The sequence below is a fragment of the Enterobacter mori genome (assembly GCF_025244905.1).
Lineage (GTDB): Bacteria > Pseudomonadota > Gammaproteobacteria > Enterobacterales > Enterobacteriaceae > Enterobacter > Enterobacter mori_A.
This window is the reverse complement of record NZ_CP104285.1, coordinates 276,033-297,339: the sequence shown is the minus strand read 5'-3', so window position 1 is coordinate 297,339 and position 21,307 is coordinate 276,033. Positions and strand designations below refer to the sequence as shown.

General features: G+C 55.4%; 19 protein-coding genes. 4 read left to right on the top strand and 15 right to left on the bottom strand.

All coding sequences use genetic code 11. From position 1 onward, the window contains the following. Window positions 1-61: 61 nt before the first annotated feature. The 4 genes from N2K86_RS01430 to N2K86_RS01415 form a co-directional block, all read right to left on the bottom strand. A complete protein-coding gene (locus N2K86_RS01430) occupies window positions 62-271 on the bottom strand; it encodes a CsbD family protein (RefSeq protein WP_014830284.1) in 210 nt (69 codons plus the stop codon). 121 nt (window positions 272-392) lie between these two features. Next, window positions 393-1,730: an MATE family efflux transporter DinF gene (gene dinF / locus N2K86_RS01425; RefSeq protein ID WP_260660213.1), complete on the bottom strand. Its 1,338-nt coding sequence runs from the start codon at window positions 1,728-1,730 to the stop codon at window positions 393-395. Between the two features lie 62 nt (window positions 1,731-1,792). Next, the gene (gene lexA, locus N2K86_RS01420; protein WP_089598610.1) at window positions 1,793-2,401 is read right to left on the bottom strand and encodes a transcriptional repressor LexA; all 609 of its coding nucleotides are present in this window, start codon (window positions 2,399-2,401) and stop codon (window positions 1,793-1,795) included. Window positions 2,402-2,509: 108 nt separating this feature from the next. Continuing rightward, on the bottom strand, window positions 2,510-2,878 hold the full coding sequence (locus tag N2K86_RS01415) for a diacylglycerol kinase (protein WP_260660212.1): 369 nt from the start codon (window positions 2,876-2,878) through the stop codon (window positions 2,510-2,512). 154 nt (window positions 2,879-3,032) lie between these two features. Here N2K86_RS01415 and plsB point away from each other — a divergent pair, with 154 nt between their 5' ends. Continuing rightward, a complete protein-coding gene (gene plsB, locus N2K86_RS01410; RefSeq protein ID WP_260660211.1) occupies window positions 3,033-5,453 on the top strand; it encodes a glycerol-3-phosphate 1-O-acyltransferase PlsB in 2,421 nt (806 codons plus the stop codon). A gap of 92 nt (window positions 5,454-5,545) precedes the next feature. Here the strand turns inward: plsB and ubiA are convergent, their stop codons facing one another. The 5 genes from ubiA to malK all read right to left on the bottom strand — a co-directional run bounded on the left by ubiA (window position 5,546) and on the right by malK (window position 10,624). After that, window positions 5,546-6,415 carry a 4-hydroxybenzoate octaprenyltransferase gene (gene ubiA, locus N2K86_RS01405; protein ID WP_260660209.1) on the bottom strand — a complete coding sequence of 290 codons (870 nt, stop codon included), beginning with the start codon at window positions 6,413-6,415 and terminating at the stop codon, window positions 5,546-5,548. A gap of 12 nt (window positions 6,416-6,427) precedes the next feature. Next, window positions 6,428-6,925 (bottom strand): chorismate lyase, encoded by a 498-nt coding sequence (gene ubiC / locus N2K86_RS01400; RefSeq protein ID WP_089598607.1) that lies wholly within the window; start codon window positions 6,923-6,925, stop codon window positions 6,428-6,430. 180 nt (window positions 6,926-7,105) lie between these two features. Further along, on the bottom strand, window positions 7,106-8,044 hold the full coding sequence (gene malM / locus N2K86_RS01395; RefSeq protein WP_260660208.1) for a maltose operon protein MalM: 939 nt from the start codon (window positions 8,042-8,044) through the stop codon (window positions 7,106-7,108). Between the two features lie 114 nt (window positions 8,045-8,158). Next, a complete protein-coding gene (locus N2K86_RS01390; protein WP_260660207.1) occupies window positions 8,159-9,472 on the bottom strand; it encodes a maltoporin in 1,314 nt (437 codons plus the stop codon). A gap of 42 nt (window positions 9,473-9,514) precedes the next feature. Next, window positions 9,515-10,624 carry a maltose/maltodextrin ABC transporter ATP-binding protein MalK gene (malK, locus tag N2K86_RS01385; RefSeq protein WP_221553121.1) on the bottom strand — a complete coding sequence of 370 codons (1,110 nt, stop codon included), beginning with the start codon at window positions 10,622-10,624 and terminating at the stop codon, window positions 9,515-9,517. 372 nt (window positions 10,625-10,996) lie between these two features. Between malK and malE the strand changes: the two genes are divergently transcribed. The 3 genes from malE to malG all read left to right on the top strand — a co-directional run bounded on the left by malE (window position 10,997) and on the right by malG (window position 14,758). Next, entirely contained in the window at window positions 10,997-12,187 is a 1,191-nt protein-coding gene (gene malE / locus N2K86_RS01380; protein ID WP_260660206.1) for a maltose/maltodextrin ABC transporter substrate-binding protein MalE, read from the top strand. 121 nt (window positions 12,188-12,308) lie between these two features. Then, window positions 12,309-13,853, top strand: a complete 1,545-nt coding sequence (malF, locus tag N2K86_RS01375; protein ID WP_260660205.1) for a maltose ABC transporter permease MalF — start codon at window positions 12,309-12,311, stop codon at window positions 13,851-13,853. Between the two features lie 14 nt (window positions 13,854-13,867). Then, on the top strand, window positions 13,868-14,758 hold the full coding sequence (malG, locus tag N2K86_RS01370; protein ID WP_126546103.1) for a maltose ABC transporter permease MalG: 891 nt from the start codon (window positions 13,868-13,870) through the stop codon (window positions 14,756-14,758). A 96-nt stretch (window positions 14,759-14,854) separates the two neighbouring features. On the opposite strand, the gene psiE is transcribed toward malG, so the two are convergent. The 6 genes from psiE to pgi all read right to left on the bottom strand — a co-directional run bounded on the left by psiE (window position 14,855) and on the right by pgi (window position 21,239). Next, a complete protein-coding gene (psiE, locus tag N2K86_RS01365; protein WP_000202963.1) occupies window positions 14,855-15,265 on the bottom strand; it encodes a phosphate-starvation-inducible protein PsiE in 411 nt (136 codons plus the stop codon). Between the two features lie 183 nt (window positions 15,266-15,448). Next, entirely contained in the window at window positions 15,449-17,545 is a 2,097-nt protein-coding gene (locus tag N2K86_RS01360) for a YjbH domain-containing protein (protein WP_260660204.1), read from the bottom strand. After that, the gene (locus tag N2K86_RS01355; protein WP_260660203.1) at window positions 17,545-18,282 is read right to left on the bottom strand and encodes a capsule biosynthesis GfcC family protein; all 738 of its coding nucleotides are present in this window, start codon (window positions 18,280-18,282) and stop codon (window positions 17,545-17,547) included. Before N2K86_RS01355 ends, N2K86_RS01360 begins: the two co-directional genes overlap by 1 nt. Further along, the gene (locus tag N2K86_RS01350) at window positions 18,279-18,917 is read right to left on the bottom strand and encodes a YjbF family lipoprotein (protein ID WP_260660202.1); all 639 of its coding nucleotides are present in this window, start codon (window positions 18,915-18,917) and stop codon (window positions 18,279-18,281) included. Before N2K86_RS01350 ends, N2K86_RS01355 begins: the two co-directional genes overlap by 4 nt. Before the next feature lie 63 nt (window positions 18,918-18,980). After that, a complete protein-coding gene (gene yjbE, locus N2K86_RS01345) occupies window positions 18,981-19,223 on the bottom strand; it encodes an exopolysaccharide production protein YjbE (protein ID WP_013095034.1) in 243 nt (80 codons plus the stop codon). Between the two features lie 366 nt (window positions 19,224-19,589). Further along, a complete protein-coding gene (gene pgi, locus N2K86_RS01340) occupies window positions 19,590-21,239 on the bottom strand; it encodes a glucose-6-phosphate isomerase (protein WP_089598599.1) in 1,650 nt (549 codons plus the stop codon). Window positions 21,240-21,307: the final 68 nt, after the last annotated feature.

Below are 21,307 nucleotides of genomic sequence, written 5' to 3'. Positions count from 1 at the left end.
GAAAAGGCGGCTCATGGCCGCCCTCAGGGCGTACTTCCTTGTACTTTCGGGTATAGCCCGGTTACCAGCGGTAGTCGTTGCGTTTTTCCCAGTCGCCCACTTCTTTTTCCGCCTGGTCTTTTGCGTAGCCGTAACGCTCCTGGATTTTACCGACAAGCTGATCGCGTTTACCTTCAATGACGGTCATATCGTCATCCGTCAGCTTACCCCACTGTTCTTTCGCTTTACCTTTGAACTGCTTCCAGTTGCCGCCGATTTCGTCTTTATTCATCATCGTGTCCTCTTAAGTTAAGCGTCGGGTCGTAACGTCCGTTACGTTCTTTTCTGCTGGACGTGATAATTATTGTAGTTAAGGATTCGGCGGTTGATTTCATATTCGGAATCTTTAACCGTCACGATATATCGTGGCGGGAAGGCAGCCAGGTGTTATTTCGCCAGTGACGGTGCCAGATAAAGGCCAGCGACAGGCCACGTAACGCGAGAAAAACTGCCAGTGCCAGCCATAAACCGTGGTTGCCCAAATACGGTAAGGTCAGCAGCGTCAGGCCAAAACCTGCAGCCGCGACCGCCATGCTATTGCGCATCTCCGCACCTCGCGTCGCGCCAATAAACATGCCATCCAGCAGATAACACCACACGCCCACCACCGGTAAGATCACCTGCCAGACGACATAGTGACTCGCCAGTTCGCGCAGCGATGGGAGGGAGGTGAGTAAGGCAACGATTTGTTCACCCAGACAGGCGTAAATGAGTGCAAACGCCAGTGCCACCAGGCCTGACTGACGGCAAGCCGCCCGCCACACCTCGCGGAGCTGGCCGCTTTCGCGTGCGCCATACGCTTGCCCCGAATGGGCTTCAACGGCATAGGCAAAGCCATCCAGCGCATACGCGGTAAAGGTCAGCAGCGTCATCAGGACCGCATTAACCGCGACGATCTCCGGCCCAAGTCGCGCCCCAAAGACCGTCAGCGCGCCAAAGCAGAGCTGAAGCAGTAATGAGCGCAGCATAATGTCGCGGTTCAGCGCCAGCAGCTTGCGGATGTTGCCGCGCCACGCGGTTTTCAGCATGACAAGGGAGACGCCACGCATGGCCAGTACGCGCCAGACCATCCACAGGCCGATGAGAAACGTGCCGTATTCTGCGACTGCTGTTGCCAGCGCCGCGCCCTGTACGTTCATGTGCAGGCCCATCACCAGCCAGAGGTCGAGCACGATGTTCAAAAGGTTTCCCACTACCAGTAGGATGACCGGCGCACGAGCGTACTGCACGCCCAGCAGCCAGCCCAGCAGAACCAGGTTTGCCAGTGATGCGGGCGCGCTGAGCCAGCGGATTTCAAGGAAGCGACGCGCCTGCTCCAGTACCGCCTCGCTGCCACCCACAATATGCAGCGCCAGATCAATCAGCGGCGTGCGAAAGAGAACGATTAAGGCACCTGCCCCAAGTGCCAGAATGAGTGGTTGCACCAGCGCGCGCGCCAGTCGCAGCGGATCTTTCGCGCCATAGGCTTGTGCCGTAAGCCCCGTGGTACTCATGCGTAAAAAGAGCAGCAGCATAAAGAGAAAACTGGTCGCCGTTGCGCCAATCGCCACGCCGCCCAGATAAACGGGGGAATCCAGATGACCAATCACCGCAGTGTCCACCAGGCCAAGCAAGGGAACGGTGATATTGGAAAAAATCATCGGCAGTGCAAGACGCCACAATGCCTTATCAGAAGCTGTCAGCAGTGACATGAAAAATACCGGGAATGCAAAATGATCCAGGCTACGGAGACCCGTAGCCTGTCAGGAAGAGGTTACAGCCATTCACCGTTGCGGATAACACCAACGGCCAGACCTTCAATGGAGAAGTTCTGTTCGCGCAGATCCACCACAATCGGGGAGAATTCGTTATTTTCGGGCAGCAGCTGTACGGTGTTGCCCTGTTTTTTCAATCGCTTGACTGTCACTTCATCATCAATACGCGCGACCACAACCTGACCGTTACGTACATCCTGTGTTTTGTGAACGGCCAGCAGATCGCCGTCAAGAATGCCGATATCTTTCATGGACATCCCGCTGACGCGCAGCAGGAAATCCGCACTCGGCTTGAACATACCAGGATCGACCTGATAGTGACCTTCAATATGCTGCTGGGCCAACAGAGGTTCACCTGCGGCGACACGACCAATCAGCGGAATGCCTGTCTCTTCTTCCACCAGCAGACGAATGCCGCGAGACGCGCCAGACACAATTTCAATCACACCTTTGCGCGCCAGCGCTTTCAGGTGTTCCTCGGCCGCATTTGGAGAACGGAAGCCCAGACGCTGAGCGATTTCCGCACGCGTGGGTGGCATACCCGTCTGGCCGATATGATCCCGAATGAGATCAAACACCTCTTGCTGCCTGGTCGTTAACGCTTTCATTCCGCCCCCTGGGTGTATATACAGTTATGCTGTGAGTATATACAGTCAAAGGCGATTTTGGAACCAAAAACTGCACAAAAAACCAGGGACTTAATTATTCCTCGAGGCTCATCGGAAATGTGACCAAAGCAACGTGACCCAGGTGATAGCAGCCGTGATAATCGCCAGCAGCACAGCGGCAGATCCCATGTCTTTCGCGCGGCCAGAAAGTTCGTGGAAATCTGAACCGATACGGTCCACAACCGCCTCAATAGCGCTATTGAGAATTTCCACTATCATCACCAAAAGAACAGAGCCGATGAGAAGCACGCGAGTTATTGCATCAACATCAAGGAAGCAGGCGATGATAATCGCGACGATAGCGGCGACCCCCTCCTGGCGGAAAGCAGCTTCGTTAAGCCACGCGGCACGGAAACCTTTCCATGAATAGCCAGCAGCTTTGATGATTCGGGTTAACCCAGTGGTATTATTGGCCATTAAAAGAACCTTTTATTGGAAAAAGCGTCAGTAACTGTGAGCGCAGCGCGTTTTGCTGCAGCCTGAAGTATGACGGGTAACAACAGAAATTTTGCGCGCTTTCTGTTATCCTTGCGCCGCAATTGCATTATTAACCAGAGGCTTTACATCGTTTATGTCCGGCTGGCCACGAATTTACTACAAATTACTTAATTTACCATTAAGCGTCCTGGTAAAAAGTAAGTCTATCCCAGCAGAACCTGCGCTGGAATTAGGGCTCGATACGTCGCGCCCTATTATGTATGTTTTGCCTTATAACTCGAAGGCAGACCTGCTGACGCTTCGCGCCCAATGTCTGGCGCATGATTTACCTGACCCACTTGAACCGCTTGAAGTTGATGGCACTCTGCTGCCGCGCTACGTGTTTATCCACGGCGGGCCGCGCGTGTTTACCTATTACACGCCGAAAGAAGAGTCCATCAAGCTGTTCCATGACTATCTCGACCTGCACCGCAGCAATCCTGATCTGGATGTGCAGATGGTGCCGGTCTCAGTGATGTTTGGTCGCCGTCCGGGCCGCGAAAAAGGCGAAGAGAATCCGCCGCTGCGTATGCTCAACGGCATCCAGAAGTTCTTCGCGGTCTCCTGGCTGGGACGCGACAGCTTTGTGCGCTTCTCCCCTTCCGTTTCGCTGCGTCGTATGGCGGACGAGCACGGCACCGACAAGATCATCGCGCAAAAACTGGCACGCGTAGCGCGTATGCACTTCGCACGCCAGCGTCTGGCTGCCGTTGGGCCTCGTCTCCCGGCGCGTCAGGATCTTTTCAACAAGCTGCTGGCCTCCAAAGCGATTGCCCGCGCAGTTGAAGACGAAGCACGCAGCAAGAAGATTTCCCACGAGAAAGCACAGCAGAACGCCATTGCGCTGATGGAAGAGATCGCGGCGAACTTCTCCTACGAGATGATTCGCCTCTCTGACCGTATCCTGAGTTTCACCTGGAACCGTCTCTATCAGGGCATTAACGTCCACAACGCAGAGCGCGTACGCCAGCTGGCCCACGACGGTCATGAAATTGTTTATGTGCCCTGCCACCGCAGCCACATGGACTACCTGCTGCTCTCCTATGTGTTGTATCACCAGGGGCTGGTGCCACCGCACATTGCGGCGGGTATCAACCTGAACTTCTGGCCAGCAGGCCCGATCTTCCGCCGTCTGGGTGCGTTCTTTATTCGCCGTACCTTTAAGGGTAACAAGCTCTATTCCACGGTGTTCCGTGAATATCTCGGCGAGCTGTTCAGCCGCGGCTATTCCGTCGAGTACTTCGTGGAGGGCGGTCGTTCCCGTACAGGGCGTCTGCTCGATCCGAAAACCGGCACGCTATCGATGACCATCCAGGCGATGCTGCGCGGCGGCACGCGTCCGATCACGCTGGTGCCGATCTACATTGGCTATGAACACGTCATGGAAGTGGGCACTTACGCCAAAGAGCTGCGCGGTGCGACCAAAGAGAAAGAGAGCCTGCCGCAGATGCTGCGCGGCCTGAGCAAGCTGCGCAATCTTGGCCAGGGCTACGTGAACTTTGGCGAACCGATGCCGCTGATGACGTATCTGAACAACCATGTCCCGGAGTGGCGCGAGTCTATCGACCCTATCGAAGCGGTACGTCCGGCGTGGCTGACGCCTACGGTGAACGGTATTGCTGCAGAGCTGATGGTGCGCATTAACAACGCAGGTGCGGCGAACGCCATGAACCTGTGCTGTACCGCGCTTCTGGCCTCTCGCCAGCGCTCACTCACCCGTGAGCAGTTGACCGAGCAGCTTGATTGCTACCTGAACATTATGCGCAACGTGCCGTATTCGGTTGATTCGACTGTGCCTTCTGCTACCGCGAGCGAGCTTATCGACCACGCGCTGCAGATGAATAAGTTCGAAGTCGAAAAAGACACCATCGGTGACATCATCATCCTCCCGCGCGAGCAGGCGGTGCTGATGACGTACTACCGCAACAACATCACGCATATGCTGATGTTGCCGTCGCTGATGGCGGCCATTATTACCCAGCATCGCCGCATTTCGCGTCAGGAACTGTTGCGCCATCTTGAAGCTATCTACCCGATGCTGAAAGCGGAGCTGTTCCTGCGCTGGAGTAAAGATGAGCTGGCGGTAGAACTGGATAAAATGACGGAAGAGATGCGTCGTCAGGGGCTGATTACCCTGAATAATGACGAGCTGCATATCAACCCGTCCCGCTCCCGCACCCTGCAGCTGCTGGCCGCCGGTGCGCGTGAAACGCTGCAGCGCTACGCCATCACCTTCTGGCTGCTCAGCGCGAACCCGTCGATCAACCGTGGTACGCTGGAAAAAGAGAGCCGGACGCTGGCACAGCGCCTGTCTGTTCTGCACGGCATTAACGCACCGGAGTTCTTCGACAAAGCGGTATTCAGCTCACTGGTGCTGACGCTGCGTGATGAAGGGTTTATCAGCGATACGGGCGATGCCGAACCGGAAGAGACGATGAAGATTTACCAGATGCTGGCCGAGCTGATTACCTCAGATGTACGTCTAACGATTGAAAGCGCGACGCAGGACGAGTGATGTAAAAAAGCCGGGTGGCGGCATCGCCTTACCCGGCCTACGATCCAGCACATATGTAGGCCCGGTAGGCGTCAGCGCCACCGGGCTTTTTTTCAGCCAAAATAGCTCATCGCCAGGCCCAGGAACAGCACCAGACCGACGTAGTTATTATTTAAAAACGCTTTAAAGCAGGCTTCACGCTCGCGCTTCGCAATCAGCTTCTGCTGATACGCAAACAGCAGTCCCGCCACCAGCACGGACCAGTAAAATTCCCAGTTCAGGCCGTTCAGGCGACCAATCGCCACCATCAGCGCCAGCACCGCCACCTGCAATATGCCGATAATCAGTTTGTCCTGACGGCCAAACAGGATCGCCGTCGACTTGATGCCAATCTTGAGATCATCATCGCGGTCGACCATCGCGTACTGCGTATCGTACGCCACGGCCCAAAGAATATTCGCCAGGAACATCAGCCAGCAGCTGAGCGGGACAGACTCGCTAACCGCGGCAAACGCCATCGGAATCGACCAACCAAATGCCGCGCCCAGCACCACCTGCGGCAGATGGGTGTAGCGCTTCATAAACGGGTAGACCCAGGCCAGCGCCAGCGCGGCGACAGACAGCAGGATCGTCATGGTGTTAAGCGTCAGCACCAGCATGAAGGAGAGCAGCACCAGCACCACAAACAGCGTGCGCGCCTCTTTTTCCGTCACCTGGCCGCTGGGCAGCGGGCGATTAGCCGTTCGCTTTACATGTCCGTCAAATTTCCGGTCTGCATAGTCGTTTACTACACAGCCTGCAGCACGCATCAGCCAGACACCGGCAACAAACACCGCCAGGATCCACAGCGGCGGCACGCCCGGCGTCGCCACCCACAGCGCCCATAACGTTGGCCACAGCAGCAGCAACGCGCCAATCGGTTTATCCGTTCGCATTAAGCGGTGATAGGCCAGCAGCTTATTTTGCGTCAGGCTCCACTCCATTTTGTCTTCCTCTCAGTACAACGGCGATGCCGGTAAAAAAAGCTCCGTCAATATTAACGGTTTACCACTCAGACGAAGGCGGGAACGACGCCCCCACAGGTCGGCATCACGGCCAATCTCAATAAAATCTCGGGTTAGTTCAGACGAGGTGAAAAGGTAACGCCCCAGTGGCGTTTTCCCCAATCGTTGCAGGGCAAGTTCTGGCCCGGAAAGGGTAGATTCAGGCACCACCGTTCGCCCGGCAAGCCACGGCTCGCCGTCAGCACACAGTAAAATTTCACGCAGCCAGTAGCGATCTTCTTTCGGCAGCAGCGGCAGCTCGCTGGCGATGTCATCGGCAGAGACAAACCCTTCCTGAATCATCGTCACCGTGACCGTTTTGCCCTGTTGCTCAAAACGTTTCGTCATGGAATCTTCCAGCAGCAACCAGTCCAGTTGCTCCGGGTCAAGCGCAGGTATTTGGTCGAAATAGCGCAGCGCACGCAGTTGCGTAAGCGCGGGGTGTGACATGCCAGACTCTCCGATACATAACGTAATGGCATTGTATCGCAGAAACGCGGATTGAGGGCGGTCAAACGTTATTTAGCGATCACTATCGCAACAATGGCGCAACAGCGCGATGAGAACCAAAAAAAGTGCGCCCACTCAGGCGCACTAAACTACTAACAAATCAGCACTGTGGGGAAACGGTTACCCCTTGCCTTTTACACTGCTGATAAAGGTGGAACGGGCAGTGGTTGAACCTAAACGTTCGGCCTCATCAAGCAGCTTCAGTGCTTTGTCGACATCGCCGCGCTTCACTGCCTGCTTAATGGCATTGTTGAAGTACGCTTCGGTGTCGTTCAGTACCGGCTCAGATGGCTTCGCTGGTGCTGGAGCAGGGGCCGATGCAGCAGCAGGTGCGGCATAGACTGGTGCTGCGGTGTTTCCTACCGTCACAGGACCCGGGCCGGATGAGCCGAACAGTGGGCCGACGAGTACGCTTGACGCACTGTTGGTAGAGACTTTCAGTTTGACCAGACCATCTGTGGTATGACGAGCAAGTGGGTCCGGAATATCCGGGACAGAGTTTCCGGTGCCTTTCGCATAGGCTTTCGCCGGGTCAACCAGCTTTGTCGTCTTCTGCAAATCTTTTTCTGTCGTGAATACCAGGACGTAAATCTTCTGCTGTCCCAGCGCTGGCGTCAGGCGCATCACGCCTTCCAGTCGGTCAGCGCTCATTACACCCGGTTCCTGATAGCTAAAATAGTCGCTCGGGAAGTAGGCTGATGGCGTCATGTTTTGATCGAGGATCAGCACGTTAGGCGCGAATACGCTGGTTTGCTTGTTCACTTCGCTGGTCAGCGTCAGGGTCAGTTCGCCAATATTGGCGGGCACGCTAAAAGCCGCAACCGGACCGCTGATACCAGGCACGTTCAGGGATTGACCACCGGCAGAAAGCTGAGTGGTTTGTACTTTTGATTGATCAACTGGCGTCCACACCAGTTGCTGGAGTGCCGCCGCCGGAATCGCTGGCGCAGCACTGGTATTTTGCGGAACAAAATTGACGTCTGCAAAGGTGACAGCCGGAGCACAGGCCAGCAGCCCCGCAGAGAGGCACAGCGCGACGAGACTTTTCTTCATTTTCATTGTTATTACCTCTGATAGCGTGAGCACTGCGGTGGCCAGGCAATAGCGCGCAGCACCCTAAGGAGAGAGGGGCTTGCGCCCCTCTTTTTAGGTCATTACGTCAGGTCTTGCGAATTACCACCAGATTTCCATCTGGGCACCGAAGGTCCACTCGTCAGAGTCACCGCGGCTGAAGGTTTTTGCAGAAGTGTCACTGTAAGCCACGCCAGAGGTGTAGCCAGTGTCGCCGTTATTTGCGTAGCCCCATTTTTCATCCCACTTCGCGTAGGTTGCGAAGACACGGATAGCCGGACGAGACCAGATGCTGTCGCCAGCCTGCCACTGTTGCGCCAGGGTGATTTTGTATTGGCTGTTTTTCTCGTCAGTTTTCTGAGATTTGACGTTGTCGTAGCCGACTTCCAGTAAGGTACTCATGATCGGCGTCCATTTGAACATTGGACGAACGCCCACGGTCCACCACTCGGTACCGTTGTTGTTGTCACGATCGATGTTCTGGTACATACCGACATACATCAGGTCCCAACGGTCTGCCAGGGTGATTGCACCGTGGTCCAGCACGCGCCACATAGAACCGTCGTTATCAATGCTACCGCCCTGCGGAATACCTTTGCCGTTAGAGGTCATGGAGTCCGTACCGTACTGCAGTACAAACTTGTTGAAGCCTTTCAACATGCTCTGGGTATGTTCAGCAGTGAACAGCCAGCCATCTTTAGAGGCGCCAGGCTGCAGGTAGTAGTCATCAGGAATGTTGGTGTGACCGTAATCAACACCCAGCTCCAGCGTACCGCCTGGGTTGGTTTCCAGACCCGCTAAACGGACATCGAAGACATCGTTTGGCACGACGTTGTCGTAAATACGGTCGCCGTTCGCATCACGATCGGCGAAGGTTGCAGAACCGCCGGATTCAGAAGAACGGGTTGCAGCCAGAGACAGTTTGCCGAAGCCCAGATCGATGTTTTCGATACCCGCACCAGGACCAGAGATATCCCAGTAGTAGAAGTCGATCATGTGGACGTCATGACGTTGATAGAAGCGCTTACCGGCCCAGATGGTGGAGCCTGGCAGCCATTCAATCAGGTTTTTACCCTGCACGTTAGCTTCACGGAAGGCCGGGCTGGTGGATTCCCAGTCGTTCTGCTGAGAAACGGAATACGCTACGTTAGTGTCGAAATAGAAGCTCTTATCGCCTTCTTTCCACACTTCCTGGCCAAGTTTCAGCTCGGCGTAGGTTTCACATTCGTTACCGAGACGGTATTTAGTACCGCCAGTACCCGTCGTCGCAAAACATTGTTGTTCACCGCCACTACCGGTCCAGCCAATGCCGGAACGAGCATAACCTTTAAAGTCCACGGCGCCTGCCTGGGCAGACAGGATGCCTGCCGCAACGGCGATTGCCAGAGGGACTTGTTTGCGCAGAGTAATCATCATTCTATCTCCTGAGATCATTGCTTTTCTTTGTAATTGGAATGCTTAAACGCCTGGCTCTTTGTGCAGCCGACGACATGCAGTGCCATCCTCACGGAACAGATGGCAACGCTCTGGCGGCAAACCGATAGCGAATGTGGCACCCTCTTCTACCAACACCACGTCATTCTGGCGGTAGACCAGGTTCTGACGGATGGCGGGGATCTGGATATGAATCTGTGTTTCGTGACCAAGCTGTTCGACGACCTGAACCACACCTTCAAGCGTCACATCGGCGATGTGGCTCGGCAGTAAATGCTCAGGGCGGATACCCAGGGACATGTTTGCCCCAACCTGTACGTTGGCGCTGTCGACCGGCAACCAGACCTGCTGACGGTTTGGCAGCTCCACCTGTACCTGTTCAATGGCTGTCGCGGTCACTTTCACGGGCAGGAAGTTCATCTTTGGCGAGCCAATAAAGCCCGCAACAAAGCGGTCTGCCGGGTAGTGATAGAGCTCCAGCGGTTTGCCCACCTGCGCCACGCGGCCGGCATCCAGCACCACGATTTTGTCCGCCAGGGTCATCGCTTCGACCTGATCGTGGGTGACGTAAATCATCGTGCGGCCAAGACGCTTGTGCAGACGGGAGATTTCGATACGCATCTGGACGCGCAGGGCGGCATCCAGGTTTGAGAGAGGTTCATCAAGCAGGAACACGCGCGGCTCTGCCACCAGCGTACGGCCGATTGCCACACGCTGACGCTGACCGCCGGAAAGTGCTTTCGGCTTACGCTCCAGCAGGTGAGCCAGCTGCAGCACTTCCGCTACCTGCGTCACGCGCTGGTTGATGACGTCTTTCTTCGCGCCAGCCAGCTTCAGGCCAAAGGACATGTTTTCCGCAACGGAAAGGTGGGGATAAAGCGCATAAGACTGGAACACCATACCGACGCCGCGTTCGGCAGGCGGGATATCGTTCATGCGGGTATCACCGATCAGCAGATCCCCGCTGGTGATGGTTTCAAGACCGGCAATCATACGCAGCAGAGTAGATTTACCACAGCCTGATGGGCCAACAAACACCACGAACTCGCCTTCAGTGATGTCCAGATTGATGTCTTTAGACACCACTACGTCGCCCCAGGCTTTCGTTACATTACGCAGCTGTACGCTCGCCATGCCCTTCTCCCTTCGTTACAACCTGTCACCGACAGAAACATTCAAGATAAGTTCACTATGGGGTATTCATTACTTTCGTGAATCCTCCACCCCCCGGCTTTTTTATGGGGGAGGAGGCGGGAGGATGAGAGAGCAGGCTCTGCGACCGCGGCTGGTAGGCGGAGGCTAAATTCGTGAAGCCGCCTGCAAAATTCAGTGGGTTTTTATGTGCGCCAGCACTCATAACTTAAATTTATGCAACCGGGATCACACAAACGGGGGGTGGGGCGTAGGGGCTGGGAGGATGGAAAGAGGATGTCAAATAAGGAGACTGAGTCACGTTGAACCACCTCAGTGTATCCACGAGCACATCACCAAAAAAGGATGGCAGATATGAAGATCAAGACTGGCGCACGCGTTTTCGCATTGTCCGCCCTGGCAGCAATGATGATTTCCGCACCGGCTCTCGCCAAAATTGAAGAAGGTAAGCTGGTTATCTGGATTAACGGCGATAAAGGCTATAACGGCCTGGCCGAAGTGGGTAAGAAATTCGAGAAAGACACCGGTATCAAAGTTACCGTAGAACACCCGGACAAACTGGAAGAAAAATTCCCGCAGGTTGCGGCGACCGGCGATGGCCCGGACATCATCTTCTGGGCACATGACCGTTTCGGTGGTTACGCACAGTCTGGCCTGCTGGCTGAAGTTACTCCGGATAAAGCCTTCCAGGACAAACTGTTCCCGTTCACCTGGGACGCCGTACGCTATAACGGCAAGCTGATCGCTTATCCAATCGCGGTTGAAGCGCTGTCTCTGATTTACAACAAAGATCTGGTACCAAACCCGCCGAAAACCTGGGAAGAGATCCCTGCCCTGGATAAAGAACTGAGGGCGAAAGGTAAATCTGCCCTGATGTTCAACCTGCAAGAGCCGTACTTCACCTGGCCGCTGATTGCTGCCGACGGTGGTTACGCGTTCAAGTTTGAAAACGGCAAATATGACGTGAAGAACGTGGGCGTAGATAGCCCAGGCGCAAGAGCGGGTCTGACCTTCCTGGTTGACCTTATCAAGAACAAACACATGAACGCGGATACCGACTACTCCATCGCGGAAGCGGCGTTCAACAAAGGCGAAACCGCGATGACCATAAACGGTCCGTGGGCCTGGACCAACATCGACAAGAGCAAAATCAACTACGGCGTCACGCTGCTGCCAACCTTCAACGGCAAGCCGTCTAAACCGTTCGTTGGCGTGCTGAGCGCGGGCATCAACGCCGCCAGCCCGAACAAAGAGCTGGCGAAAGAGTTCCTGGAAAACTACCTGCTGACCGATCAGGGTCTGGATGAAGTGAACAAGGACAAACCGCTGGGTGCCGTTGCGCTGAAGTCCTTCCAGGATCAGCTGGCGAAAGATCCACGCATTGCGGCCACCATGGATAACGCCCAGAAAGGCGAAATCATGCCGAACATCCCACAGATGGCTGCGTTCTGGTACGCCACCCGTACTGCGGTTATCAACGCTGCAAGCGGTCGCCAGACTGTTGATGCCGCGCTGAAAGATGCTCAGGGTCGTATTACTAAGTAAGTCTGAAAAACGGCGGGTGGCGCGTGCGCTTACCCGCCCTACGACTACGGCACGATCCGTAGGTCAGGTAAGCGCAGCGCCACCTGACGATAAGTTTCCACCGTTGTAGAGGAAGAACCCCATGGATGTCATTAAAAAGAAGCACTGGTGGCAAAGCGACGCACTGAAGTGGTCAGTGATAGGTCTGCTGTGTCTGCTGGTGGGTTACCTTGTTGTTTTAATGTACGTACAAGGGGAATATCTGTTTGCCATCATGACGCTGATTTTAAGCTCTGCTGGCCTGTATATTTTCGCCAACCGTAAAGCCTACGCCTGGCGCTATGTCTACCCTGGCGTGGCCGGGATGGGGCTGTTTGTTCTCTTCCCGCTGATCTGCACCATCGCCATTGCGTTCACCAACTACAGCAGCACTAACCAGCTCGCGCAGGAACGCGCAACGCAGGTGCTTCTGGATCGTTCTTATCAGGCAGGTAAGACCTTTAACTTCGGCCTGTATCCTGCGGGTGACGAGTGGAAGTTAGCACTCACTGACGGAGAGAGCGGCAAAAACTATATCTCCGACGCGTTCAAATTTGGTGGCGAGCAAAAGCTGACCTTAAAAGAGGCTGCGGCCCTGCCGGAAGGTGAACGTGCCAACCTGCGCGTGATTACGCAAAACCGTCAGGCGCTGACCCAGATCACAGCCGTGCTGCCTGACGAAAGCAAAGTGACCATGAGCTCGCTGCGCCAGTTCTCCGGCACGCAGCCGCTGTACACACTTGCCGATGACGGCACCCTGACCAACAATCAGAGCGGCGTGAAGTATCGCCCGAATAATGACATTGGTTTCTATCAGTCCATTACTGCCGATGGAAAATGGGGTGATGACAAGCTCAGCCCGGGCTATACCGTCACCATCGGCTGGGACAACTTTACCCGCGTGTTTACCGACGAAGGCATTCAGAAACCGTTCTTCGCCATCTTCGTCTGGACGGTCGTTTTCTCGGTCCTGACCGTGGTCCTCACCGTAGCCGTCGGCATGATACTGGCCTGCCTCGTCCAGTGGGAATCCCTGAAGGGCAAAGCGATTTACCGCGTGCTGTTGATTCTGCCGTACGCCGTACCGTCGTTTATCTCAATTCTGATTTTCAAAGGGCTGTTTAACCAGAGCTTCGGTGAAATCAACATGATGCTGAGCGCGCTGTTCGGTATCAAACCGGCCTGGTTCAGCGACCCAACCACCGCCCGCTCGATGATTATCATCGTGAACACCTGGCTCGGTTATCCGTACATGATGATCCTGTGCATGGGCCTGCTGAAGGCTATTCCGGACGATCTGTACGAAGCCTCGGCAATGGACGGCGCGGGCCCGTTCCAGAACTTCTTCAAGATTACGCTGCCGCTGCTCATTAAGCCGCTGACGCCGCTGATGATTGCCAGCTTCGCCTTTAACTTTAACAACTTCGTGCTGATTCAGCTGTTGACCAACGGTGGCCCGGACCGACTCGGTACGACTACGCCAGCAGGCTATACCGACCTGCTCGTGAGCTACACCTACCGCATCGCCTTCGAAGGTGGCGGCGGTCAGGACTTCGGCCTGGCGGCGGCAATTGCCACCCTGATCTTCCTGCTGGTAGGCGCACTGGCGATTGTGAACCTGAAAGCCACACGTATGAAATTCGACTAAGGAGGGCACTGATTATGTCTATGGTCCAACCCAAATCTCAGAAACTGCGCCTCCTCGCGACGCACTTAGGCCTGCTGATTTTCATCGCGGCGATCATGTTCCCGCTGTTGATGGTTATCGCCATCTCCCTGCGTTCGGGTAACTTCGCGACAGGGAGCCTGATCCCGGATGAAATCTCCTGGGAGCACTGGAAGCTCGCGCTGGGCTTCAGCGTTGAACACGCGGATGGCCGCGTCACGCCGCCGCCGTTCCCGGTGCTGCTGTGGCTGTGGAACTCGGTGAAGGTTGCGACCATCACCGCGATCGGCATCGTGACGCTCTCCACCACCTGTGCTTACGCCTTCGCCCGCATGCGTTTCCCGGGCAAAGCGACGCTGCTGAAAGGGATGCTGATTTTCCAGATGTTCCCGGCCGTGCTGTCGCTGGTGGCGTTGTATGCCCTGTTTGACCGTCTGGGCCAGTACGTGCCGTTTATCGGTCTGAATACCCACGGCGGCGTGATCTTTGCCTATCTCGGCGGTATTGCCCTGCACGTGTGGACCATTAAAGGCTATTTCGAAACCATCGACGGCTCGCTGGAAGAGGCGGCGTCGCTGGATGGCGCTACCCCGTGGCAGGCGTTCCGTCTGGTGCTGCTGCCGCTGTCCGTGCCGATTCTGGCGGTGGTGTTTATCCTGTCGTTTATCGCGGCGATCACCGAAGTACCGGTCGCCTCACTGTTACTGCGCGATGTGAACAGCTACACCCTGGCCGTAGGTATGCAGCAATACCTCAACCCGCAAAACTACCTGTGGGGCGATTTTGCCGCGGCGGCCGTACTGTCCGCCATCCCGATTACCGTGGTGTTCCTGCTGGCCCAGCGCTGGCTGGTGAATGGCCTGACGGCGGGCGGCGTGAAAGGTTAAGTTTCATCTGTTATGCCACTGCAACCCTCAACTTTAGACGTATTGTATTGACCCAACTTGTGACTGTTGTTAGGCGGCCTCCGGGCCGCCATTTTTTTATTCCCGTTTCAGCCGCTTCGAGTTACACAGCCAGAGGGTGATCACCAGCAGCAGGATCGCCGCCGAGTAGATCAGCACGTCGAGGGGGGATTTATGATCGACGATGATCAGCCGCACAATGGCGGTGATGCCAATGTAGACAAAATAGCGCAGCGGGAAGTGAAAGCCGGACTGGAAGTACTTCACAATCAGGGCGATAAATTCAAAGTAGAGAAAGTAGACCACCAGGCCTTCCACCAGCGCATATTTGCTGGTTTGCTCAGGGGCAAATAGCACATCCGCCAGATGCACCGTCTCTTTGCCGAGAAAGACGACCAGGATCAGGCCAAGGCTCAGCAGACCGAGGTTCAGCACGGTCTGGAGTATCGTTGAGATGAACTCAACGCGCGGGCGAGTCAGGGATGTCATACAGCACCTCATTCTCCAGGGCGAGGTTCCTGTATAACGCAAAAATGTGACTGGGATCTATATTTTTTGTTTATGTTTTATACGTTCCGGAGTGCAATACCCTCACCCCGGCCCTCTCCCTGAAAGGGAGAGGGAGCAAACCATCCCCTCTCCCCTTTGGGGAGAGGGTTAGGGTGAGGGGCATCAGCGGAAGTTAATATTCTTATCGCTGGTCATATCATACAGCTGGAACTTACGTCCAAGCTGCTGGCCGCCGTCACGCGTCAGCGGCGTCCAGCCCACTGCCGCACGGCTGCGGGTTGGCCCTGACGAGAACAGATCCAGCGGAATCGACACATAGACCCCTTTGGTGAAGTCCCCTTCCCCGTATTCGTCCGGCGAAACGTTGGTGATGGTGGCATAGCCGCCCACCACGACGCCGCTGTCGAAGTGTTTGGAGATATCCAGCGTACCGCCCTTATCACCCGCCAGATACTGGCCGACGCTGGCTTTCACCAGCACGTCCTGCGCGAACGAAGGCGTCCAGTAGGCGGTCAGGTGGCCGGTTTTGACGCTGTAGTCGGTGAACTTCATCATGTCCTGCGCGCTGCGCCAGTCACGCTGTTTGACGTAGTTAGCGTCAATCCCAAACGCCCAGTTGCTGTCAACAGGACGGTACAGCACCTCTGCCCCCGCACCGCCGAACATGGTTTCCAGATACCCGCCGTACACCTGGCCGTAGAAGCCGTTGCCGAAGTACTGGAAGTAGTTGGCCTGCAGGTTGTTCACGTAAGCGTTGTTCTGAACATACTCACGCACGCGGGTACGCACGCGCGGCAGCTTTGAGTCGTTCGGCGGGTTCGTGTAGTTAAACTTGTCGTAGTTGTTCGCAATGTTGCCGAACAGGCTGCCGGTGGTCAGCAGGTGGTCGGTGACCCACAGATCCGCCGTCGCCATCGCACCCAGCTGATACATGTAGAAGTTTTCCGGCCCGCCGACGGACTGGTTCAGTACCGGATCGATATGGAAATCAAAGCGCGATTTATCGATATACCAGCCCTGCTCCGTGGTGTCTGGCACCACGGGCTCAACGCGTTTTTGCACCAGCTCGGTTTCATGCCCGAGCGGTTCACCTTCCAGATGGCGCTTGAGGCTGGCGACGTCCGTTTCGGTCGTCACCTGCGGCAGGTTGAGGCGGTTTTCCGTCACGCGGATCGTGCGGATCCCCTCCGGCAGATCGTTCATAACGATCCGGTTGGCGCGCTCGATCCCTTCGCGCGAGTCGCGGTATTTCACCTGCTCGCCGGTGACGTACAGCGTGTCGCCCTTGGTCTGGATTTTCGGATCGGCCAGACCGGCATTGTATTTCAGTAACGTCAGCTGATTGGCGACCACGGAGTGCTGGAGGATCGCATCCTGCGGCTCCGGCTGATACGCAGGCCGCGCATTGTCGTTATAGTGCGGACGCATATCGTTAAAGTTGGTGCGCAGCGTGAAGCCAAACATCACGGTATTGCCACGCTCGTAGCTGAGGTTAACGTCGGCCCAATCGGTGACGCGGTAAATGGCGCCGACGTTAAACTTGCTCTTCTGCTCAATTTTCCCGGCGAAGTCCTGCGAGTAGTCATTCCCTTCATACTCCAGCTTCAGGCGTAATGGCTGCCAGGGCGTTTGATACTCTACACCGCCAAACAGCGACGCCGGACCATGGAACATCTGGTCCCCGTTGATGGAGCCCGCTTTCTGGTAGCTGTTATCGCGGTAGCAGTATTTATCGCTGTAGGTACAAAACGGGTTTTTCACGTTACCGCTGGTGCCGAGATACCCCCAGCCAAGACCGAGCGAGAAATCAAACGGTCCCCAGGCTTTGCTGGCCACGATATATTCCGCATCAAACAGGCCGGTCCCGCCGATATCTTTTGCACCCACGGAGACCTGCGGCATCCAGTAGCTCTCTTCCCACAGGCGCAGCTTGACGTCGAAGGCTTTGTCCTTATAGGTCTGATCGCCGGAGAACGCGTCGACGCTGCTGTACTGTTTCGTTCGCACGTCCGTATAGCGCAGCGTGGTTTCAAGCCACGGGAACAGCTGTACCGAGGCGGAGTAGTAGCGATACTGGTCGTTATCGCGATAGTTGAGGCTGATCTCCCCCTCGCGTGCCATACGCGCGGTAGGGGTTTGCAGTAAACCGACGCCGCCGAAGTCTGATTGCGACGGTCCAATGGGCGCCGGATACGTTTCCGCATGGCAGGCAGCGCTTACGCACAGCGCCAGCATGCTGTAGAGATAGGTTCTTTTCATTAATCCGGTATCCGCTGCGTCAGGGAATGAAGGATATCGGCATTAAGCCCGTCATACGCCTTCGTCCAGAAATGGTCGGCAAAGCCGACAAAAATCACGCTGCCGGGCATGGGTTCGATATGTCGCTTATTCCAGTATGCTACGGGTGCTTTTTGCGTATGCCCGTCGGGGTAAACAATCCAGGCGTAGCTGTTATCCGCGCCGCTCAGCAGGCTTTGTTCGTCGAGATAGCTCGCCACATCGCGACCGGGGGTAAAGGGCTTTTTGCCCGGACTGCTGATTAGCCCCATCACGGTCACCGTCGTCGGCTTCACCGGCAGCCAGAGCGTGTACTCCCCCTCAAGCGTGGGGTTACCCTTTTCCGCGACGCGCACTTCATCTGGATCAAGGTTCACCTTCTGGCGGCCTGTTACCTTCAGCGCCTGGAGCTGCTGGCGAACGTTGTTGATAGCGGCGGCATCGTCGCCATCTTCCTGCTCCGCCAATCCCGTCAGGCGAGCCAGCAGGGCAAGGTGTTGTTGTTCCGCCACGACCGTTGCCTGACGCTCGCTGATAACCGCACCCGGCCACCAGCTGTTAGCCAGCCTTGGTTGTCCAACGAGATCGAGCAGATGCTCTGCGTTAGTTAAGGTTTTGGGTTGCGCGTTGTCCGGCGTGTAGACCTTCACTGTCCCCGCAGACCATGCCAGCGGCGTGGCAAGACTGGCGAGAAGCGCAACGTGAATGAGCGTTTTCATGATTTCGCCGCCTTGATCAGGGTTGTTTTCACCGGGAAGAAACCGGCACCGAGATACTGCAGGGACTGGCGAATGTGCCCTTCTTCATCTATCCAGTAGCGGTTATGCCAGGTCGCCTGGTCGGTCGTGACCTCTTCATCCAGCACGCGAGTCTCTGTTTCGTCGCTACCGACGTTGACACTGTCGGTGCCGTCCCAGCGGAAGGTAGAACGCGCCGTGGCGTAGCGCACCTGCTGGTGTTCAGTCCAACCCATTGTGCGCGTCCAGCTTGCGCCGTCGGTGATCTGATTAGGTTTGATCAGCGGATCGTCGGCGAGGTTGTTTACCTCAAGCAGATTGTCACCCCCCAGCAGCGTTTTCACGATACGACCATGCTGCGTCACGATGGTGGCCTGATCCTGCGTCACCCATTTCTGCTGCCCGTTTTCATCGAAAGCGAGCACCACAAACAGTTGCGGGCCATCGTTAAGCTGCATGTACTGGCTGGCATACGGCATGTTCTGCAGTTCGTCATCGGTCAGATGCACGCCTGGCGTACCGAACAGGCTGTCCCACAGGGAGTTTCCCAGCCCTTTGGTAGTGGCTGAGCACGCCTGCAACAGCAGGCAAATCATAATGATTGCAGGTCGCTTCACGACTCTTCTCCGAAGGGGCGAAATAACCACACCGAAGTGTGGTTATGATTAAAACACCCGCTATTACTGGGTGCTGGTCGTCGTGGTGGTCGTGGTTCCGGTATTGGAGCCATCACCGCCACCGGTTGCCGCCAGCGCGACACCCACGGCTGAACTTACGGTGCTGGTGCTGGCTGCGGTAGAACTTCCCGCAGACGCAGACGTCGCAGCCGACCCTGCCGCTTCCCCGACCTGAACCGGAGCAGCATAAACAGATGTCGCCGCAAGCGCAGATATGGCAAAAATGCCATACAGTACTTTTTTCATAACAATTTCCCTTCAATGAATGAATGGAGATTTGCCCGAAAAGAAATTCAGGCGGATTCGAGTATACACAACTAAAGCAGCGGGACTGCCGTACGGATAAATAGGGAGGGAGTTTTCAGATTAATGGATAAAAACGAAATACAAGATGAATTGATAAAATATGTTATGATTAAAAATCAATAAGATATAATTAATCACTAATAAATTAATTATCCGGATCTTCCTAAAATAAACCGCAGTGATTAACGGGTTAACGGCCTTTTTCAGATAAAACTCAGAAGCAGAATTTGAGTTAACTAACAGACATCAGGAATTATCCGATAAAAAAATGCCGGCATATCGCCGGCATTTTTCATGACATATTGATTACGCACGCCATGCTTTATAGCGGTTAATCAGGCCGTTTGTAGAGCTGTCGTGGCTGTCGATCGCTTTATCGTCACCCAGCTCTGGCAGAATGCGGTTTGCCAGCTGTTTGCCCAGCTCAACGCCCCACTGGTCAAAAGTGAAGATGTTCAGGATAGCGCCCTGAGTGAAGATCTTGTGCTCGTACAGGGCAATCAGCGCACCCAGGCTGAACGGGGTGATTTCGCGCAGCAGGATGGAGTTGGTTGGACGGTTGCCTTCGAACACTTTGAACGGCACAACGTGGTCCAGGGTTGCCGGATCTTTACCCTGATCACGGTATTCCTGCTCAACCACCTCGCGAGATTTACCGAACGCCAGCGCTTCAGTCTGCGCGAAGAAGTTGGACAGCAGCTTCGGATGGTGGTCAGACAATGCGTTGTGCGTGATAGCCGGCGCGATGAAATCGCACGGTACCATTTTGGTGCCCTGGTGGATCAGCTGGTAGAAGGCATGCTGACCGTTGGTGCCTGGCTCGCCCCAGATGATTGGGCCCGTCTGGTAATCCACCGCGTTGCCGTTACGGTCAACGTACTTGCCGTTGGACTCCATGTTGCCCTGCTGGAAGTAGGCCGCAAAGCGGTGCATGTACTGGTCGTATGGCAGGATCGCTTCGGTTTCAGCGCCGAAGAAGTTGTTGTACCAGATCCCAATCAGCGCCAGCAGCACCGGCAGGTTTTTTTCAGGCGCGGTGGTGGAGAAGTGTTTATCCATCGCATGCGCGCCGGAGAGCAGCTCAACGAAGTTGTCGAAGCCCACGGACAGGATGATGGACAGACCAATCGCGGACCAGAGTGAGTAGCGGCCGCCAACCCAGTCCCAGAACTCGAACATGTTCGCGGTATCAATACCGAACTCGCCCACCGCTTTACCGTTGGTAGACAGCGCCGCGAAGTGTTTCGCCACGTGTTTGTTGTCGCCAGCCGTTTTCAGGAACCAGTCGCGCGCGCTGTGGGCGTTGGTCATGGTTTCCTGGGTGGTGAAGGTTTTGGACGCGACCAGGAACAGGGTGGTTTCCGGGTTCACCTTCTTCAGCACTTCGGCAATGTGGGTACCATCAACGTTAGACACGAAATGCATGTTGAGGTGGTTTTTGTACGGACGCAGCGCTTCGGTCACCATGAATGGGCCGAGGTCAGAACCGCCGATACCGATGTTCACCACGTCGGTGATAGCCTTACCGGTGTAGCCTTTCCAGCTGCCGGAGATGATTGCTTCAGAGAAGGCTTTCATCTTTTCCAGCACCGCGTTCACTTCAGGCATGACATCTTTGCCGTCAACGATGATTGGGGTATTGCTACGGTTACGCAGCGCCACGTGCAGCACGGCGCGGTCTTCGGTACGGTTGATTTTCTCACCGGAGAACATGGATTTGATGGCGTCGGCAAGCTCAGTCTCTTTCGCCAGATCCTGCAGTTTTGCCAGCGTCTCTTCGGTAATGCGGTTTTTGGAGAAATCCACCAGCATCAGGTCGTCGAAGGTCGCGGAGAACTTATTGAAACGATCGGCATCTTTCGCGAACAGATCCGCGATGGTGACGTCTTTCATTTCATCAAAATGTTTCTGTAGTGCCTGCCAGGCAGCGGTCTGCGTTGGGTTGATGTTTTTCATTAGCAATACTCTTCTGATTTGAGAATTGTGACTGCGGTCGATTGTAGCGCCTGCAAATAAAAATTGTG

Coding starts and splice junctions, on each gene's coding strand:
- N2K86_RS01415 (WP_260660212.1), bottom strand. CDS start 2,878: ATGGCCAATAATACCACTGGGTTAACCCGAATCATCAAAGCTGCTGGC.
- yjbE (WP_013095034.1), bottom strand. CDS start 19,223: ATGAAAAAAGTACTGTATGGCATTTTTGCCATATCTGCGCTTGCGGCG.
- malE (WP_260660206.1), top strand. CDS start 10,997: ATGAAGATCAAGACTGGCGCACGCGTTTTCGCATTGTCCGCCCTGGCA.
- lexA (WP_089598610.1), bottom strand. CDS start 2,401: ATGAAAGCGTTAACGACCAGGCAGCAAGAGGTGTTTGATCTCATTCGG.
- N2K86_RS01360 (WP_260660204.1), bottom strand. CDS start 17,545: ATGAAAAGAACCTATCTCTACAGCATGCTGGCGCTGTGCGTAAGCGCT.
- psiE (WP_000202963.1), bottom strand. CDS start 15,265: ATGACATCCCTGACTCGCCCGCGCGTTGAGTTCATCTCAACGATACTC.
- malG (WP_126546103.1), top strand. CDS start 13,868: ATGTCTATGGTCCAACCCAAATCTCAGAAACTGCGCCTCCTCGCGACG.
- plsB (WP_260660211.1), top strand. CDS start 3,033: ATGTCCGGCTGGCCACGAATTTACTACAAATTACTTAATTTACCATTA.
- N2K86_RS01430 (WP_014830284.1), bottom strand. CDS start 271: ATGAATAAAGACGAAATCGGCGGCAACTGGAAGCAGTTCAAAGGTAAA.
- pgi (WP_089598599.1), bottom strand. CDS start 21,239: ATGAAAAACATCAACCCAACGCAGACCGCTGCCTGGCAGGCACTACAG.
- N2K86_RS01390 (WP_260660207.1), bottom strand. CDS start 9,472: ATGATGATTACTCTGCGCAAACAAGTCCCTCTGGCAATCGCCGTTGCG.
- dinF (WP_260660213.1), bottom strand. CDS start 1,730: ATGTCACTGCTGACAGCTTCTGATAAGGCATTGTGGCGTCTTGCACTG.
- malM (WP_260660208.1), bottom strand. CDS start 8,044: ATGAAAATGAAGAAAAGTCTCGTCGCGCTGTGCCTCTCTGCGGGGCTG.
- ubiA (WP_260660209.1), bottom strand. CDS start 6,415: ATGGAGTGGAGCCTGACGCAAAATAAGCTGCTGGCCTATCACCGCTTA.
- malF (WP_260660205.1), top strand. CDS start 12,309: ATGGATGTCATTAAAAAGAAGCACTGGTGGCAAAGCGACGCACTGAAG.
- N2K86_RS01355 (WP_260660203.1), bottom strand. CDS start 18,282: ATGAAAACGCTCATTCACGTTGCGCTTCTCGCCAGTCTTGCCACGCCG.
- ubiC (WP_089598607.1), bottom strand. CDS start 6,925: ATGTCACACCCCGCGCTTACGCAACTGCGTGCGCTGCGCTATTTCGAC.
- malK (WP_221553121.1), bottom strand. CDS start 10,624: ATGGCGAGCGTACAGCTGCGTAATGTAACGAAAGCCTGGGGCGACGTA.